General features: G+C 36.4%; 14 protein-coding genes. 13 read left to right on the top strand and 1 reads right to left on the bottom strand.

Features of this window, described 5'->3' with window-relative positions:
- Positions 1–78 precede the first annotated feature (78 nt).
- The 11 genes from EQ827_RS00585 (at position 79) to EQ827_RS00535 (ending at position 12131) form a co-directional block, all read left to right on the top strand.
- A complete protein-coding gene (locus EQ827_RS00585) occupies positions 79–2121 on the top strand; it encodes a DHH family phosphoesterase (RefSeq protein WP_181189048.1) in 2043 nt (680 codons plus the stop codon).
- Positions 2122–2132: 11 nt separating this feature from the next.
- Entirely contained in the window at positions 2133–2585 is a 453-nt protein-coding gene (gene rplI, locus EQ827_RS00580) for a 50S ribosomal protein L9 (RefSeq protein ID WP_181189047.1), read from the top strand.
- A 187-nt stretch (positions 2586–2772) separates the two neighbouring features.
- A complete protein-coding gene (locus EQ827_RS00575) occupies positions 2773–4527 on the top strand; it encodes a LytS/YhcK type 5TM receptor domain-containing protein (RefSeq protein ID WP_181189046.1) in 1755 nt (584 codons plus the stop codon).
- Complete coding sequence (locus EQ827_RS00570) at positions 4524–5252, top strand: LytTR family transcriptional regulator DNA-binding domain-containing protein (RefSeq protein ID WP_181189045.1); 729 nt, start codon at positions 4524–4526, stop codon at positions 5250–5252. Before EQ827_RS00575 ends, EQ827_RS00570 begins: the two co-directional genes overlap by 4 nt.
- Positions 5253–5381: 129 nt before the next feature.
- Positions 5382–5801 carry a CidA/LrgA family protein gene (locus EQ827_RS00565; RefSeq protein WP_181189044.1) on the top strand — a complete coding sequence of 140 codons (420 nt, stop codon included), beginning with the start codon at positions 5382–5384 and terminating at the stop codon, positions 5799–5801.
- Positions 5801–6526 (top strand): LrgB family protein, encoded by a 726-nt coding sequence (locus EQ827_RS00560; protein WP_181189043.1) that lies wholly within the window; start codon positions 5801–5803, stop codon positions 6524–6526. Before EQ827_RS00565 ends, EQ827_RS00560 begins: the two co-directional genes overlap by 1 nt.
- A 371-nt stretch (positions 6527–6897) precedes the next feature.
- A complete protein-coding gene (locus EQ827_RS00555; RefSeq protein WP_181189042.1) occupies positions 6898–7338 on the top strand; it encodes a CidA/LrgA family protein in 441 nt (146 codons plus the stop codon).
- Complete coding sequence (locus EQ827_RS00550; protein WP_181189041.1) at positions 7338–8063, top strand: LrgB family protein; 726 nt, start codon at positions 7338–7340, stop codon at positions 8061–8063. The genes EQ827_RS00555 and EQ827_RS00550 overlap by 1 nt, the downstream gene beginning before the upstream one ends.
- Before the next feature lie 192 nt (positions 8064–8255).
- Complete coding sequence (gene dnaB / locus EQ827_RS00545) at positions 8256–9629, top strand: replicative DNA helicase (protein ID WP_181189040.1); 1374 nt, start codon at positions 8256–8258, stop codon at positions 9627–9629.
- Positions 9626–10771 carry a hypothetical protein gene (locus EQ827_RS00540; protein ID WP_181189039.1) on the top strand — a complete coding sequence of 382 codons (1146 nt, stop codon included), beginning with the start codon at positions 9626–9628 and terminating at the stop codon, positions 10769–10771. Before dnaB ends, EQ827_RS00540 begins: the two co-directional genes overlap by 4 nt.
- A 70-nt stretch (positions 10772–10841) precedes the next feature.
- Complete coding sequence (locus EQ827_RS00535) at positions 10842–12131, top strand: adenylosuccinate synthase (protein ID WP_181189038.1); 1290 nt, start codon at positions 10842–10844, stop codon at positions 12129–12131.
- Positions 12132–12313: 182 nt separating this feature from the next.
- Here EQ827_RS00535 and EQ827_RS00530 read toward each other — a convergent pair whose 3' ends face one another.
- Entirely contained in the window at positions 12314–13234 is a 921-nt protein-coding gene (locus EQ827_RS00530; protein WP_181189037.1) for a hypothetical protein, read from the bottom strand.
- A gap of 143 nt (positions 13235–13377) precedes the next feature.
- Between EQ827_RS00530 and EQ827_RS00525 the strand changes: the two genes are divergently transcribed.
- Together EQ827_RS00525 and EQ827_RS00520 are read left to right on the top strand one after the other, a co-directional pair.
- Positions 13378–14646, top strand: a complete 1269-nt coding sequence (locus EQ827_RS00525; protein WP_181189036.1) for a hypothetical protein — start codon at positions 13378–13380, stop codon at positions 14644–14646.
- An 18-nt stretch (positions 14647–14664) separates the two neighbouring features.
- Complete coding sequence (locus EQ827_RS00520; RefSeq protein WP_258231758.1) at positions 14665–17301, top strand: transglycosylase domain-containing protein; 2637 nt, start codon at positions 14665–14667, stop codon at positions 17299–17301.
- The last annotated feature ends 59 nt before the right edge of the window (positions 17302–17360 follow it).

The raw sequence follows: 17360 nt of genomic DNA, 5'->3' as shown, positions 1-17360 counted from the left end.
TGCCCTAGAGGCAGGCTTTTTTGTTTAACTGCTAAATATGGTAAAATAAGGGCAGGTTTAATTAAAAAAGAGGAAGATATGGATAAAAATAAATTAACTAGAAGCGGTTTATTAGGTTTAAAATGGCCTTTAAAATTGTGTCTAGTTGCCGTTTTACTTTTAGCAGCAATTGCGATTGTAGTGGGATTTTTTGCCCATCCGCTTTTAGCAATCTTAGAAATTGTCTTAGTATTATTGGTTTTAGTAATAAGTTTTTATGCCTTTGACACCTTATTTAAGCAGGCTAATAAGTATTTAGAGGATTTGGCCTTTCGCAAGGGTCGTGGAGAACAAGAAGCGCTAATCAACATACCGTTAGGGATGTTATTATACAATGATGATTCTAAAAATACAGTTCAATGGATTAATCCCAAACTGCAAAATTATTTTGGTAAAGAAGATATCATTGGTAAGACCTTAGGAGAAGTTAATCCGCAATTAGAGCAATTACTTGCAGCTAAATCTCCCCAAGACCAGCCACAAGGACTCATTAAGATTAAAGAATCTCAGTTTCAGTGCTATATCCAAACTGACCTAAGAGTGATTTATCTTTTGGATATTACTAATTATGCTCGTATTCAGCAGCAATATGAAGATGAAAAAATTGCGATTGGGCAAGTTTTTTTAGATAATTATGATGAATTAACGCAGACCATGGCTGATCGTGACCAATCTAATCTTACAAACTATGTAACAAATCAGTTAACAGATTGGGCAAAAAATAATTCGATGTTTATTAAGCGGGTGAGCGAAGATCAGTTTATTATAATTGCTTATGCGCGTTCTTTAATCCAGGTAGAAAAGGACAATTTTGCAATTTTAGATAAGATTCGACAAGATACTTCAAAAAAGAACTATCCTTTAACTTTAAGCGTTGGTTTTGCTTATGGACGGGATGATTTAAGCGAGTTAGCTCGCGAAGCACAAAAAAATCTGGATTTAGCTTTGGGACGCGGTGGTGATCAAGCCGTAGTTAAAATGGGTGATGAGCGTGCGCGCTTTTATGGCGGTAATACTAATCCTATGGAAAAAAGAACCCGGGTGCGGGCAAGGATGATTAGCCAGGCATTGCGGGAACTATTTAATCAAGTTGATGATATTTATGTGATGGGCCACCAAAATCCAGATATGGATTCTTTAGGCGCTTGTCTAGGAATTCATCGTATCGCCCAAATGAATAATAAAAAATGTCATATTGTGGTTGAACAAAAAAATCTGCATACTGACATTGCGCGACTTTTAAACCTTATCACGCAAAATCAAGAGTTAAAAACGGACCTGATTGCACCAGCAGCCGCCTTAGAACAAGCAACTGCACATAGTATGCTGATTATGGTTGATACCTCTAAGCCGTCTATTTCAGTTAGTTCCCAACTTTGCCAAAAATTAGCGGAACATTTGGTCATAATTGATCATCATCGGCGGGGGGAAGAATTTCCACCGAATCCTATTTTAGTTTATATTGAGCCCTATGCTTCCTCAGCCAGTGAATTGATTACAGAAATGGTAGAATATCAACCCCAAACAGGTCCTTCTTTAAGCAAATTAGAAGCAACGGCGATGTTAGCCGGAATTTCTGTTGATACTCGTTCTTTTACTTTACGAACAGGTACGAGAACTTTTGATGCCGCTAGTTATTTGCGTTCCGTCGGAGCTGATGGCACTTTAGTACAGAATTTATTAAAGGAAAAAGTTGACTCTTATATTCAACGGAGTCATTTAATTGATTCGATTATGATGGTCACACCGCATATTGCACTATGCAACGGAGCTGAAGACCAGATTTATGATTCAGTGATTGCGGCTCAAGCTGCAGATACTTTATTAACGTTGGATCAGATTGATGCCGCTTTTGTAATCACTAAGCGTGCAGATGATAAAATATCTATTTCGGCACGGAGCTTAGGAGACTTTAATGTTCAGGTCATTATGGAAGAAATGGGTGGCGGTGGTCATTTGTCCAATGCGGCTACCCAATTAAGTGCAACTACAATTGCTCAAGTGAAGCAACAATTGATTGCAATTATTCACCAAAAAGTGGAAGATAAACATATGTCCATAACTAAAAAAAGTAATAGCTAGGAGGAACTTTTATGCGAGTAATTTTTACCCAGGATGTTCGTGGACGCGGCAAACGCGGAGAAGTAAAGGAAGTAGCTGATGGCTACGCACAAAATTATTTAATTAAAAATGGCAAAGCTAAAAAAGCTACCCCCGCAGCCATGAGAGAACTGCAAGCGCAACAAGCCGCCCAACAGCGTGAAAAAGATGAGGAATACGCTAGTGCGGAAATGATTAAGAATTTTTTGGAAAAAGATGAGACGGTCGTGGAACTACATTCCAAGGCGGGCAGTGATGGTCGATTATTTGGATCTATTCCTAGTAAGCAAATTGCGCAAGCTTTAAATCAGCAATTTAAGATTGATTTAGACAAACGCAAGATTGTTTTGCCAGAGCCGATTAAGACTTTAGGGTATACTAATGTTCCAGTTAAACTATATCCAGGCATTGAAGCTAAAATTCGGGTTCATGTTTCAGAAAAATAATTGCTAAAAATCTTCTCGAAGTGCTATATAGCATTGATAGAAGATTTTTTGTTCTTTTAAAGCGGTAATTAAGGTTTAAAAAAAAGAAGTTAAAGTTTCAATATTGGCAGCTTAGCAAAAGTAATCCTTTTTTTAACTGGAAATTACTATAATTAAAGTTTATTAGAATAAGAGCTGTCAAGGGAGGATGACTGTCGTGTTTAACCTTTTAATCCTATTGGCTGAACGTCTAGGCTTTATTATGATTTTAGCGTTTTTGTTAGTGAATACGAGCTTTTTTCGCAATCTGATTAAAAGTCGTAATTCTAAGGCACAAATCTGGCTGACGCTGATTTTTTCAATTTTTGTCATAATATCTAATTTAACTGGTGTCGAAATTACAAATTCGAAAGAAGTAGTAATGCCCACAATTATTACTAATTTGTCACAATCTTATTCTATTGCTAATACTAGAACTTTGGTAATCACCACCGCTAGTTTGACCGCTGGACCGGGTGTGGGGATGGTTGTTGGTTTAGTAGGGGGATTACATCGTTTTATTTTCAGTAATTTTTCAGATTCATTTTACATAGTTAGTTCGGTTTTGATTGGCTTTTTGGTTGGTAAAATTGGTGACCAAGTAAGAGGCAAACAGTTGTATCCTTCGATTTTTTGGGTGGGAATCTTAGGCTTAGGTGCGGAGTTTATTCAAATGGCCTTTATTTGTATTTTTCGGGGATTTGATTTGGTAAAATTAGTTATTGTGCCGATGGCTTTTTTAAATACTGTCGGTTCTTGTTTATTTATTGAAATTTTGAAAACGTATATGTCCAACGAACGTCAATTACGAGCTGTTCAAACTAAGGATGTTTTGGAATTGACTAATAAGACCTTACCTTATTTTCGAAAGGGTTTAGATGTTGATTCGGCTCACCATGTTTGTGAAATTATTAAAACATATACTAACTTTGACGCGGTGGGAATTACTGATAAAGTAAATGTTCTAGCTCATGTCGGCGCCGGGGCTGATCATCATATTGCTAATGAACCAGTCTTAACCGATTTATCTAAAACGGTAATTTTAACGGGTAAACGACGTTTAGCACATTGTAAAGCTGAAATTGGTTGTCCTCATCCTCATTGTCCCTTAGCTGCGGCAATCGTTATTCCCTTACAAGTTAATCAGCAGACAATTGGTGCTTTGAAGGTCTATTTTACTGATCCAGAAAAATTGACAGTTGTTGAAGAAAACTTAGTTGCCGGATTAGCCACGATTTTTTCAGGACAATTAGCGATTGGTATCGCCGAGGAACAAACTTCTTTAATTACTGAAGCTGAAATTAAGGCTTTGCAAGTCCAAATAAGCCCGCATTTCTTTTTTAACGCTTTAAATACAATAGCAGCTTTAATGCGGGTAGATATAGATAAGGCCCGAACGGCAGTAATGCAATTGAGTATTTTCTTTCGTTCTAGTCTGCAAAACGGCCAGGAAAAAGAAGTAACCCTACAACAAGAAAAAAAGCACGTGGATGCCTATATGAATTTAGAAAATTTACGTTTTCCTAACCGTTTTCAGCTTCAATATCATGTAGAAGTATCATCAAAAGTCTTAATTCCAGCCTTTTGTTTGCAAATATTTGTTGAAAATGCAGTCAGGCATGCTTTTAAAGGTCAGAAAAATAATAATCAAATTCTAGTGGAAATTGTTCCCTATGATGATGATTATTTTCAAATTAAAGTAAGTGACAATGGCCAGGGTATCAAACAACAAATTCAAACTCAGATTTTAAAAGAACCAATTATTGAGTCACATGGTACTGGTACTGCCTTATATAACCTTAACCGCCGTTTCTTAGGTTTATATGGTAGTATTAGCCAAATAAAAATTACTACTAGCGCAAAAGGAACTAGTTTTATAGTTTTAATTCCCTGGCAGTTATCTAAGGAGGAAATTGATCTATGAAGATTTTAATTGTAGATGATGAACAATTAGCACGGGCAGAGTTATCGTATTTAATTAAAAAAAGTCCTTGTCTGCAAAACATGGAGATTAAACTTTTTCAAAGTGAAGATGTCAAAACCGGTTTGGGGATTTTGATTAAAGAACAAATTGATATTATTTTTTTAGATATTTCTTTAAATGGAGATAATGGCTTTTCTTTAGCTCAGCAGTTACATCAACTGCCTTATGCGCCCCTAATTATTTTTGCGACTGCCTATGATGAATTTGCTGTCAAAGCTTTTAGTGTCGATGCTTTGGATTACATCCTAAAGCCTTTTGAACCTGAACGGATTAACCAGGCGCTTACTAAGGCTATTAGAGCTTTAGGAAACCGGCATGACAGTCAAAAAGAATCATTAGAAAACTTATTAACAGTTGAGCTTAATGATCGCAATATTGTTATTAAAAAGGACAATTTAATCTCCGCCACAGTGAATAGTGGAGTTTTAACTATAACAACTAAAACTAATCGCTATCAAACCAAAAATACTTTGACTTGGATTAAACAGCGTTTAACTGCGGCCAAGTTTGTGCAAGTGCACCGTAATTCTTTGGTTAATTTGGAAGCTGTTAAGGAAGTTCAACCTTGGTTTAATCACACTACTATTTTAGTTATGGCTAATAATGATAAAATTCAAGTCGGACGGTCATATCAAAAGGAATTAAAGCGTCGTTTAGGAGTTTAGTAAAGTATTTCACTTCTGGATATTTGCAGTTTAGAAAATAATTAAGGCAATTGGCTCTGAAAATCCCCGCAAATAGCCGTTTTAGGATTAATATGTAAGCGGTTAATAAATCAGAGGGGAGTCCTGATAATGGAAAAAACAAATACTAAAGCAAAATCAGCACCATTACTAATACAAATGTTGATATATGCCGCGATTTTGTTTGTTTCGCAATTCATTTCTGATTCCATGCCCAAATCATTTCCTTTACCGACAGCAGTTATAGGCTTAGTGATGTTGTATTTGCTGTTGACTTTTAAGGTGATAAAAGTTGAGTGGGTAGATTCTTTTGGTTCAGCAATGATTAGTATGATTGGCTTTTTGTTTGTACCATCAGGAATTTCTTTAGCAGGTAATTTAAAAATTATGCGTGCTGAAGGAGTACAATTAGTGATTGTCATTTTAATTGCAACAGTAATCTTATTGGTGGTTACAGCTTATACTACACGTATATTGAATATGATAAAAAGCAAAATAACCAATCCTAAAGTAAAGGAGGTTAGTAAATAATGCATTTTCTTACTAATCCACTCTTTGGTGTGTTTTTATCATTAATGGTTTATGAAATTGGTGAATATCTTTTTAAAAAATCAAAAGGTTTCTTTTTAACGCAGCCTTTGTTTGTAGCTATGGTTTTGGGTATTATTATCTTAGCAGTACTGGCTAAAAGCTTTCATATGACTACAGCGCAATTTTATACGCAAGCCTATAAACCTGGCGGTGATTTAATATTTTGGTTTTTAAATCCGGCAACCATTGCTTTTGCAGTGCCGCTTTATAAACGTAACGATGTTGTCAAAAAAAATGGGGCTATTATTTTATTTAGTTTATTAATTGGAACTTTCATTTCTTTGTTTGCAATTACCGGTATGGCGAAGTTAATCGGTTTAAGCAAAGTCGGGGTTGCTTCTATGCTAAGTCAGTCAGCTACAACAGCGATTGCTTTGCCATTGTCAGCAGGTATTGGGGGTAATCCGGCGGTTACTGCGATGGCGTGCATCTTAAATGCAGTTATTATTTATGCTTTGGGCAAGTCTTTGGTAAAATGGTTTAAGCTGGAACAAGATCCTGTTGGTGAAGGTTTAGGTTTAGGGACTGCTGGTCATACAGTAGGTTCAGCTTTTGCCTTACAATTAGGTTCAGTTCAAGGAGCGATGGCAGCAGTTTCTGTAGTTTTGATTGGGGTAATTGATAACTTAGCTGTGCCAGTATTTGCCCATTTGATGGGGTTGTAATTAATACTTAATAAAGTAGTAGTAAATATCTGTAAAGACTTTCCATTAGTAGAGACTGGGATAAAATTTGTCCTGGTCTCTCTTTTTCTATGTTCAAAATGAGATTTGATAGGTACGATTTTGGCTTCAATTCAAGGTAAACTATTTATGAAATATTTATTCAAGATAATAGTCTGATTTTCAGAAAATGATAAACAATTCACAAACTTTAAGATAACGTTTGTTGTGATTTTTCACTATTTAACGGCAGTTTAGATACTAATAATGGTATTTTAGATAGTAATATCGGTAGTTTAGCTATAGTTTGCTCTATAAAAGCGATTCCAATATTATAATGTAAACGTTTAATAATAACTTGAGGAGGATTTATCATGCAAGAACCCCAAGAAATAAAAAAATCGGCGCCAATCTTAATTCAAATGTTAATTTATGCAACGATTTTATTTGTAGCACAGTTAATATCTACGGCAATGCCCAAGTCCTTTCCTTTACCGCCAGCAGTTGTTGGTTTAGTTTTAATGTATTTATTATTGACTTTTAAAGTTATAAAGGTGCAATGGGTAGATTCGTTTGGAGCAGCGTTAATTGGTATTATTGGAGCCTTGTTTGTACCTTCTGGAATTTCCTTAGCTGCCAATCTCAAAGTTATGCAAGCTGAAGGGATAAAGATTATTATTGTTATTTTGCTAGCAACCGTCATCTTACTGGTAGTAACAGCTTATACAACTCTTTTAATCAATGGACTTATTAATATAATTTTTCATAAAGAGAGTAATGCTACTGATAGTTTGCAAAACAAGGAGGAACAATAATGCAGTATTTAACGAACCCATTATTTGGTGTATTTTTATCCCTTGCTGTTTATGAACTAGGTGAATGGTTATTTAAAAAGACCAAAGGCTTTTTTTTAGCTCAGCCTTTGTTTTTTGCGATGATTTCTGGTATTGCAATTTTAGCATTGTTAGCACAGATTTTTCACGTTTCAATTAGTGAAATGTACACCAAGGCTTATAAACCTGGTGGCGATATTATTTTCTGGTTTGTCCAACCTGCAACTATTGCCTTTGCAGTACCGCTTTATAAAAGAAATGATATAGTTAAGAAAAATGCCTTTGTTATTTTAGCAAGTTTAATTATTGGAGTTATTATTTCTTTATTTGCAATTACTTTTTTGGCCCGAGCAATTGGATTAAGCCGTGCTGGAGTGGCATCCATGCTGAGCCAATCAGCAACAACGGCCATTGCTTTACCGCTTTCACAAGCTATGGGTGGGATTCCAGCCATTACTGCCATGGCTTGTATTTTAAATTCTGTTGCTATTTATGCTTTTGGAAGTTTTGTTATTAAAATATTTAGACTGCAAAAAGATCCTCTAGGCCTAGGTTTAGGCTTAGGAACAGCTGGTCATACTGTCGGCTCAGCTTTTGCTTTAGAAATGGGCTCTATTCAAGGTGCTATGGCAGCTGTTGCTGTAGTTTTAATTGGAGTAATTGATAACTTAGTAATTCCAATTTTTGCTAAAATTATGAGCATTTAAGCTTAATAGATATAATATTAAAAATAAAAAGATGGATTTGAGACAACAACTCGTCTCAAATCCATCTTTTTAATATTTTTGTACATATTAAGTAACGTTTTTAAACAATAATGTAAAACATAGTACTCTGCTATCTCACTATTTGGTTCTATGTTAAAATTAACAGGAATTAGAAGTGTGAGGAATTAATTTATGAATAGCGATCTTATTCAACGAATACCACCAAATAACAAGGAAGCCGAACAATCTGTTCTCGGAGCAATTTTATTGCGGCCCGAGGCTTTAATTGAAGCTTTAGAATATGTAACAGCTGATTCTTTTTATCAGCATGCACATCAATTAATTTTTGCGGCAATGATTGAATTAAATGAAAATGATCAAGGCATTGATGTTGTTACTGTTAAAAACACTTTAGATGATAAAAACCAACTCGAAGATATCGGCGGTGTTAGTTACTTAGCAGAATTAGCAGCAATAGTTCCTACGGCTGCTAATGTGGTGTATTACGCTAAAATAGTTGCTGATAAAGCTTTATTGCGGCGCTTAATTGAAGCGGCAACCAATATTGTAACTCAAAGCTATGAAGAACAAGATGATGATGTTACTAATATTTTAGATACTGCTGAACGGCAAATTATGAATGTTGGTGAAGAGCAGGCTAGTGGTGGCTTTAAAAAGATTGGTGATATCTTAAATGCCACAATTGAAGGTATCGATCAACGTGCCCAAGAAGATTCCCAGGTGACAGGTTTATCGACTGGCTATTCAGAGTTAGATAAAGTTACCGCGGGCTTGCATGAAGATGAATTAATAATTTTAGCAGCGCGTCCGGGAGTCGGAAAAACAGCTTTTGCCTTGAATGTGGCGGAAAATGTGGCAGTGCATACTCCAACGACGGTGGCAATCTTTAGTTTAGAAATGGGAGCTGAGCAATTAGCGAGTCGCTTATTGTGTGCTCAGGGAAGTATTGATGCTAATCATTTACGGACCGGTGATTTAAATGATGAAGAGTGGCAAAATTTGATTGTAGCCACCGGAATTTTATCGCGGACGTCGATGTATATTGATGATACTCCCGGAGTAAAAATGGCAGAAATTCGGGCTAAATGCCGGCGCTTAGCTAAAGAAACGGGCAATTTAGGCCTAATTATTGTCGATTATCTACAATTAATTGAAGGTACTGGCCAAGAAAATCGGCAGCAGGAAGTTTCAGTAATTTCACGGCAATTAAAAAAATTAGCGAAAGAATTACATGTACCAGTTATTGCCTTATCACAGTTATCACGGGGAGTGGAACAACGTCAGGATAAACGTCCCATTTTATCGGATATTCGTGAATCTGGTTCTATTGAGCAAGATGCTGATGTGGTTGCTTTTTTATATCGTGATGATTACTACAATGAAGATGCTGACGGTGAAGAACAAGTTGAAGATACGAATGCTGGCGAAGTAGAAGTTATTATCGGTAAAAACCGCTCCGGGCCTCGGGGAACAGTGAAGTTATTATTTGTTAAATCTTATAATAAATTTGCTGCTATTTCGCCATTGACGGAAGGACAATCATGAGCAAATACACCCAATTACAACAAGCTTATTATCAACACCAATTAATTGATGTTGTAATGCGCTCAACTAAAGATATTTATACGGGCAAAATTTGGCAATTAGATCAGAAACATATCATCCTGAAGGTTTATAGTGATTATGGGTTGCCTAATGGGTATGTATTAGTGACAATTCGTGCAATTGCAGTAATTAGCAGCCAAGGAGCCGACTTACAGCGCATTCAAAAACGAATCCAAATAGCCCAACAGCAACATTTATGGGCACCTGTAGACGAACCGCTTGCACAATTGACGTCACCGTTATTGCCAGCATTATTACAGCATCTAGCCCAACAGCAAAGTCTAGTTTTAACGATTGGGGTCAGCGCTTATCAATATCAGCAGGCCAAAATTAAGCAAGTAGCTGGACGACAGGTTAATATTGAAGTTTATGATTTTTTTGATTTTTCTTATAACCATTTGTCAGAAACTTTTTTTCAAGATCAATTAGAAGCTTTGGAATTTGGCGGCCAAGAACTTAATCAAGCAACAAAATATTTTTTACAGCCGCATGTTCACTGTCTTCCATTAATCATTAAAGCCAACTCTTATCTTTTGCCCAGCCTCCAAAAATTAGTTGGTAGCCAAACGCTAATAATGATTTACTTGAACACTTCCAACAGTAATTTTTATGTAGGTAAGGTTACTAATGTCACACCGCAAGAAATAGCTTTATCGCTGGTCGATCAAAATGGCTATTTTGGTGGTTATGCGGTAATTCGGCTTAGTGAAGTGAGCTTTGTTTCGGCACAAACAGATTATTTACGTTTGATTGCAACTTATCGACGCTGGCAACAGCAGCAAAATACGTTTGTCCAGCCGGTTTTGGATGCTAAAATGCAATTTGCTTCGGATAATCTGTGGCAATCAGCCTTTACACAATTAACGCAAACTAAAGCGATGCTGCGGATTCAATTGCGTAATTTATCTACGGATATCTTGGCCTATAGTTTAGGTGCGAGTGCTAAGAGTGTAAAATTAGCTATCTTTGATAATTTTCAAACACGTTCAACACAAGTTAAAGAAGTTCAATATACTGATATTGCTCGAATCACTTTTGGTTATTTAAATTCCTATTTTACAAAAGCCGAATTAATTAAATAGACTTTGCCAATAATGTTCTTAATTGGTAAACTAGAGAAGTAAAAACTAATTAGTAAAGGATGATGGATTAATGACTGGTGTAGTGGTTGTTGGTATGCAGTGGGGCGATGAAGGTAAAGGCAAAATTACCGATTTTTTGAGTCAAAAAACGCAAATCGTAGCCCGTTATCAAGGCGGTGATAATGCTGGACATACGGTGGAAGTTGATGATAAGGTTTACAAAATGCGCTTGGTACCATCAGGAATTTTAAACTCAGAAAAGATTGCTATGATTGGTAATGGCGTGGTAGTCAATCCGCAATCTTTAGTTAAGGAAATGGCTGCTTTAAAAGAGCAGGGAGTAAGCTTTGAGAACTTTAAGATTTCTAATCGCGCACAAGTTATTTTACCCTATCATATTAAATTGGATGGATTACAAGAAGAAAGTAAAGGCCAACATAAAATTGGAACAACTAATCGTGGGATTGGACCAGCTTATATGGATAAAGTTGCACGTGTCGGGATTAGAATGGCTGATTTAATTGAAAAAGATACTTTTGCAGCTAAGCTGAAGGCAAATTTAGAGAGTAAAAATCGCGAATTCACTCAGCTTTATCATAGTGAGCCCTTAGAATTTGCAGATATTTTTGCTGAATACTATGAATATGGTCAACAACTTCGGCCTTATGTCTGGGATACTTCTAAAATTTTAAATGAGGAATTAACAAAGGGTAGTAAAGTTTTATTTGAAGGCGCTCAAGGCATTATGCTGGATATTGATCATGGTACCTATCCATTTGTAACTTCTTCTAATCCTGTAGGCGGCTTTACTGCTGGTTTAGGTGTCGGACCGACGGCAATTAAACGAGTAGTGGGAGTAGCTAAGGCTTATACCTCGCGTGTGGGTGCCGGACCTTTTCCTACGGAACTAACTGATGATACAGGCGATTTTATTCGAGATGCTGGGCATGAATACGGTGTGGTAACTAAGCGTCCACGTCGGATTGGCTGGTTAGATGCCGTGGTACTTAAGCATGCACAAAGAGTAGCTGGAATTACTGATTTAGCTTTAAATAGTATTGATGTGTTGAGTGGCTTAGATGAAGTGAAAATTTGTACTGGTTATCAATTACCAAATGGACAAATAATTGATGAATATCCGGCTAGTTTAAACGTTTTAGATCAGTGTCGACCAGTTTATGTTACCCTCCCGGGATGGCAAGAGCCGTTACGTGGACTGACTGACATTACTAAGTGGCCTCAGGCTGCTCGCAATTATCTTGAAAAAATCAAAGAGTTAACTAATTTAGATTTTGTGAGCGTTTCTGTGGGACCAAATCGTGACGAAACTATTGTTTTAAAAGATATTTGGGAAAATTAGTTTATCTTAAAAATTAATTTTTGGGTTTAAGAATTGAGTTTGGCAGTTACAATTTTGATAACAAGTACGGGGCTGGGACGTAATTTTGTCCCAGCCCCGCTAATTTTACTGATATTAAGAATGAAAATTAGATAAACTAGTCTAATAAGTTGATTCATTGAAAATTATCGCTGCTGTGCAGATTAGGGACGGTTTGCAATAGATTTTTTTCCTTGTTCAAAAGCAATAAAACGGTTTTGATTACGGTTATAAATCAGGGTATAGTAATAGGTCTTTTCCTTATTAATTTGGGTAATGAAGAAAAATGTTTCACGTGGAACATCGGAAATTTCATAACCGATGATAGCACTATTTTTTTGATTAGCTGTGCCCATTTGCGCATAGCGCTGAAGCGCTGCACCGCTATGAGTACTTAAACCAATATTTTTTCCTAATTGACTATATTGTTGTGTAGAAGCATTGGGCTGGTTAATGATATCAGAATTAGTAAGTGTAGTGTTAATATTATCAAGAAAGTTAGGAGCTTTGGAAATGCCAGAGTTACCCAATTTATTAGTGAAGCCAATAAATTTAGGAGCCTTATTATTGCTAGTTGATCCAAGATAAGATGTTTTGAGTACTTGATGTTGCCTAAAGTATACTTGATAACGATAACTACGGATTTGCTTGGTATCATCATAACGATTGGCACTTAAAACAGTATATTTTCCCTGATGATCGTAGCCAATTAGTAAGGGGGTCACGCTATAGATATAGCGATGTGGTTTTTGGTGGACCCAGCCTTGTAATTGGTGGAATTGTGCTGGTGAAAGCCAGGTGGATTTTTGCTTTTGCCGGTTAAATGAGTGAATGAGCGTATCAACATGAGCTAATTCAGTTTGATATTCTTGATTATCTATTTCATTCAAGGTAATTGCATGTGGGTGAATATTTTTATTGACTTTTTGAGGGTTTACTAACCAATTAAAAGGAATAGTTTGAGCGGTTAGCCAGTTTGAGGTGGCTTGAAGGAGGGGCTTTCGACTATAATAAACTGTAGTTAAAGTAATCAGAAGGATTAATACTGTACTTAATAAAGCGACATGCTTTTTTAATTTGTTCAAGTTAGTTACCTCAATGAAATTATTTGGTTAATGATATTATAATAGCCATGTTGCTTGTGGCTTTGTCCTTAATAATATTTTATACTATACAACAATCAAAAGGGCTAATGACAACAAAATTATTTGGAGAAAGATTGGCTTGTATGAAGATTAATAGAGAAAAATTTCGCTTGATAAAACGCACCAGCCAAATAATACTTGTTTTGGGAGCACTTGCTTTTTTATTACTATTGGCCGGTGGAGGAGTCGATGTGGCTGCTAAGGATTTTGTAAGGCATCAGTACCAAAATCAACAGCATCAAGCTTTAATAACGCAAGTTGATACTAAAAAAGTACAAATGTTTACCAAATTAATGAAATTAGATGCAGGTCATCTGGTTTTTAGTAAGCAAACTCGCCGTGATTTTCAAAAAATCACGCTTTTATTAAATGCGCGTCGTCAAAATGAGGAACAAGTCAAAAGTTATTTCGATGGTCCCCATTATTATGCTAATCGCGTTAGCAAAAAGCGGCTCGACGGAACCGATAACAATCTTTTGAAAGAAAAAAATCAAACTGTCTATCAGCGGCAGAAGAATCGGCTGGATACCATTCGGGTATGGTTTGATCAAACCCAAGATGCCAATAAATTTTTAAAAACAGCCATGGGAAAATTTCAAACTAATCATGATCAATTAGATCTGACGCAGGTTTCCCAAGCTAATGCGTATTATAAATTAATTAAAAACCGCCACTGGCAGCATTACTGGCAGCCACAAATTAAAGAGCTCTTGACCTATTTTAAAAATGCTCAAAGTAATCGTGATAAAAATCAGTTAGCTCAAGAGCAAGAGCAATTGGCAGCCTTAAAAAATGCGCCTTTGACGCAAAGCTATCAACCGGCTCATGTAACCATTATTGACAATGTTCAAGTGGCTGATGATGCTAATCGTACTTTGTCAGCAGCGGGTATTACTGCAAGCCAGGTTTTGTATTTTTCTCAAAGTGATCAAACGTTGTCACTGTTGCGGCGAGTAGGGAGCCATTATCGCACTACAAGTTCTTTAATCCAAGTAATAGCAAGCCGGGTGCCGCGAGGAATTTATCGTCTACAAGAATTAATTATCAATCCCCCAGATACTGCTGGCGTCGTAACAGATCCAAGCCAAGCAACTTTTGGCCGTTACTATCCTGATGCTACAAGCGTTGATTCTACTACTAATAGTGTGAGTGATTATAATCGTGCTCAACCAACTTTTTGGCTGAAAAACAATCCTGCATTACAGACTTCAATATTATTTAGCAATGACCAAAGATTGGGCTTTATCTATAGTTCCGGATCAGCTTTAAATAATGGTATGGTCTTGGATAATTCGGATTTGATTACTCTGACAAACTTAGTTAATAGCGGAACAACACTTTTTATCAACTAAGAGCAAAGGAGAATATTATTGCAAGCAAGATGGCGGCATTGGCTGCAGAATTTTCAAGCACATCCAATAAGAAAGATTTTAAAGTATATTTTTCTCATCTTTTTATTACTAATTGTAATTTTAGGGATATTTATTTGTCACAAATATTTAGGTGAAGTTCAAAAGGATATCACAGATGGCTATGTTATTAGTGACGATATCCGAGAAAATAATTTTCATCCTAAACAGCCCACCACGATTAAAGATGGCTCTAATCAAACGATAAAGACTCTCACTCACAGTCAAGCAAATTATGTATCGTATTCCCAAATCAATCCGCGTTTGCGGAAGGGGATAATTGCCGTAGAAGATCGCCGTTATTACCAACATCATGGTGTGGATTTAACAGGTGTGTTAAGAGCCATTTGGCAGTCTTTATGGCATCGGCAAGTGCAGGGTGGTTCAACTTTGACGCAGCAATTAGTTAAAAATATTGTTTTAAAAGATCAATCACAAAGTTTTGACCGCAAAATTAAGGAAATGGTCATTGCACAACAACTCGAGGCAAAATTTTCCAAGAAAAAAATTTTGGAATTTTATCTTAATAATGTCTATTTAGGACACGGCTGTTATGGGATCGGCAGTGCCAGCCAGTATTATTTTTCTAAGGATCAAAATCAGCTGGATATAGGAGAAATTGCACTTTTAGTTGGTATTCCCAACAATCAAGTACTCTATGACCCAGTAGTACATCCAACTGCTGCTAAAAATCGCCGCAATACGGTATTGTATTCTTGGTATCAACAAAAGTTAATCTCTGCAGCGGACTTTCAGCGTTATTCGCAGCCTGCTATTAAATTGAAAATTCATAATTTTACTTATGATAATGATATTTCACAGGATTATGCTTTGAATTATGCAGTAGACAATGCCGTCAAACAACTGATGATGGTTCATGGATTTGAAATGAAATATCTTTTTCAAAATGATCAAGAAAAAAATGATTATCGCAGCCGCTATTCCCAAATTTATGATAAATACTATGGTGAATTGCTTAATGGTGGATTTATTATTCGGACTACTATCAATCAAGATTTGCAAAAACAGCTAGTTAAAATTGTAGATCAGCAATATGCTGCTTATAAGCAACGTGATGCTGAAGGTAAATTAGAACCACAAGTAGCAAGTACTATTGTAGATAACCGCACGGGTGATGTTTTAGCAATTATTGGTGGTCGCACCACTCAAGGCGATCAATTAAATCGTGCTATTAATGCTTACCGTCAGCCAGGTTCTACGGCCAAGCCTTTGATTGCTTATGCACCGGCTTTTGAACGGGGATATGCACCACAAAGTCGAGTAATAGATGGTCCTGTAGGTAATATTCATAACTGGTATAGTGGCTATCGGGGGGCGGTCAGTTTAAGACAAGCTCTGGCAGATTCTATTAATACAGTGGCATTTAAATTAGCCTTAAGTGATAAAGAAAAATCCTTTTACCAATTATTAGGTAAAATGCAATTTCAAGGACTTTATCCAGCTGACAATAATCCTATTCTGTCAGTGGGTGGTTTTACTAAAGGAGTAACTACTACCGAAATGGCTTCGGCCTATAGTTCTTTTGCCCGGGGTGGAAAGTTCGTTGCACCCAACAATCTTAAAAGTATTGAAGACACTGTTAATGAGCGCACCCTTTATCAAAACCCCCATACACAAGTTAGCGTCTATACTTCAAGTGCAAGTTACATGATGATTAATGCCATGCAAAGTGTAGTAACTAATGGGTTAGGCAAAGAAGCTGCCTTGCATAATTATGCGCATGTGGCAGGCAAAACCGGAACTACAGATTTTAATCATGATAGTTATTTCGTCGGCATGACGCCTTGGTTTACCATTGCTAACTGGACAGGTTTTGACCATCAACAGCCATTAAGTGATGATCAATTGCAGCTCACTATTAAAACATTTCGTGCTGAAGGGGAATATTTGGTTGATTATTTGAAAGAACCTAATACGGACTTTAAAGTTCCTAGCAGTATTCGTAAGGTGGGAGATAATCTTTATGTACGTCAAGAAGCTGTTCAAAAAAGTGTTGCGCAAATAATTTCCGAAAATTATTTAGCCTTTAATAGTGCGGAAATTAATGCCAATCAAAAGCGGCTGAATAATCTTGATTATCGCTTAATCTATCATCTAACTAAAAAGCAGGAACAAAATCGCGAGCGCGTTGTGCAACAAGCCATTACGGCTTATCAACAGGAGCCTTTTGCTAAGTTATCCCAATATGATAACAAAATTGCCCAATTACAAAAAATTCGTTATAAAAATGAAAATGTTAAACGTATGAATGCAAAAGCTGAGTTTAATCGGACTATCATGGAGTTACAGCGGGAATTGAACTTAACACAGGCCCAACTGCAAGCTCAAAAAGAAAACAATCGTTTAGCCCGTTTTGAAGCCCAAAAGAGTCAAATTGAGGCGGAACGAGAAGCTAAAAGACAAGCCACAGTAGAGCGACTAATGAAACAATATCAGCCTTTGTTAGACAAGGTCAAAGAGGCTTATCAAAACGATGACAGCAATAAAACACAGTTAAAAGCCCAACTTGAAGATTTAATTAATGAAATTCGCAGTTATGGCGGAAATATTAGTGATCCAGTCATTGAAGTCAACTAAAATAATTAATCATTAGCTGGTTTTTAAGCCCTATACAGAAAAAATCCGGGACATGTATT

The organism is Bombilactobacillus bombi (assembly GCF_013607485.1).
In the GTDB taxonomy this organism is placed as follows: domain Bacteria; phylum Bacillota; class Bacilli; order Lactobacillales; family Lactobacillaceae; genus Bombilactobacillus; species Bombilactobacillus bombi_A.
The sequence above is the reverse complement of the archived record's forward strand: the minus strand, read 5'-3'. Positions and strand labels throughout refer to the sequence as shown.

Excerpts from the sequence above, each read along its gene's own strand:
- EQ827_RS00535 (WP_181189038.1), top strand. The coding sequence starts at position 10,842 with ATGACTGGTGTAGTGGTTGTTGGTATGCAGTGGGGCGATGAAGGTAAA.
- rplI (WP_181189047.1), top strand. The coding sequence starts at position 2,133 with ATGCGAGTAATTTTTACCCAGGATGTTCGTGGACGCGGCAAACGCGGA.
- EQ827_RS00570 (WP_181189045.1), top strand. The coding sequence starts at position 4,524 with ATGAAGATTTTAATTGTAGATGATGAACAATTAGCACGGGCAGAGTTA.
- dnaB (WP_181189040.1), top strand. The coding sequence starts at position 8,256 with ATGAATAGCGATCTTATTCAACGAATACCACCAAATAACAAGGAAGCC.
- EQ827_RS00575 (WP_181189046.1), top strand. The coding sequence starts at position 2,773 with ATGACTGTCGTGTTTAACCTTTTAATCCTATTGGCTGAACGTCTAGGC.
- EQ827_RS00540 (WP_181189039.1), top strand. The coding sequence starts at position 9,626 with ATGAGCAAATACACCCAATTACAACAAGCTTATTATCAACACCAATTA.
- EQ827_RS00555 (WP_181189042.1), top strand. The coding sequence starts at position 6,898 with ATGCAAGAACCCCAAGAAATAAAAAAATCGGCGCCAATCTTAATTCAA.
- EQ827_RS00565 (WP_181189044.1), top strand. The coding sequence starts at position 5,382 with ATGGAAAAAACAAATACTAAAGCAAAATCAGCACCATTACTAATACAA.
- EQ827_RS00550 (WP_181189041.1), top strand. The coding sequence starts at position 7,338 with ATGCAGTATTTAACGAACCCATTATTTGGTGTATTTTTATCCCTTGCT.
- EQ827_RS00560 (WP_181189043.1), top strand. The coding sequence starts at position 5,801 with ATGCATTTTCTTACTAATCCACTCTTTGGTGTGTTTTTATCATTAATG.
- EQ827_RS00525 (WP_181189036.1), top strand. The coding sequence starts at position 13,378 with ATGAAGATTAATAGAGAAAAATTTCGCTTGATAAAACGCACCAGCCAA.
- EQ827_RS00585 (WP_181189048.1), top strand. The coding sequence starts at position 79 with ATGGATAAAAATAAATTAACTAGAAGCGGTTTATTAGGTTTAAAATGG.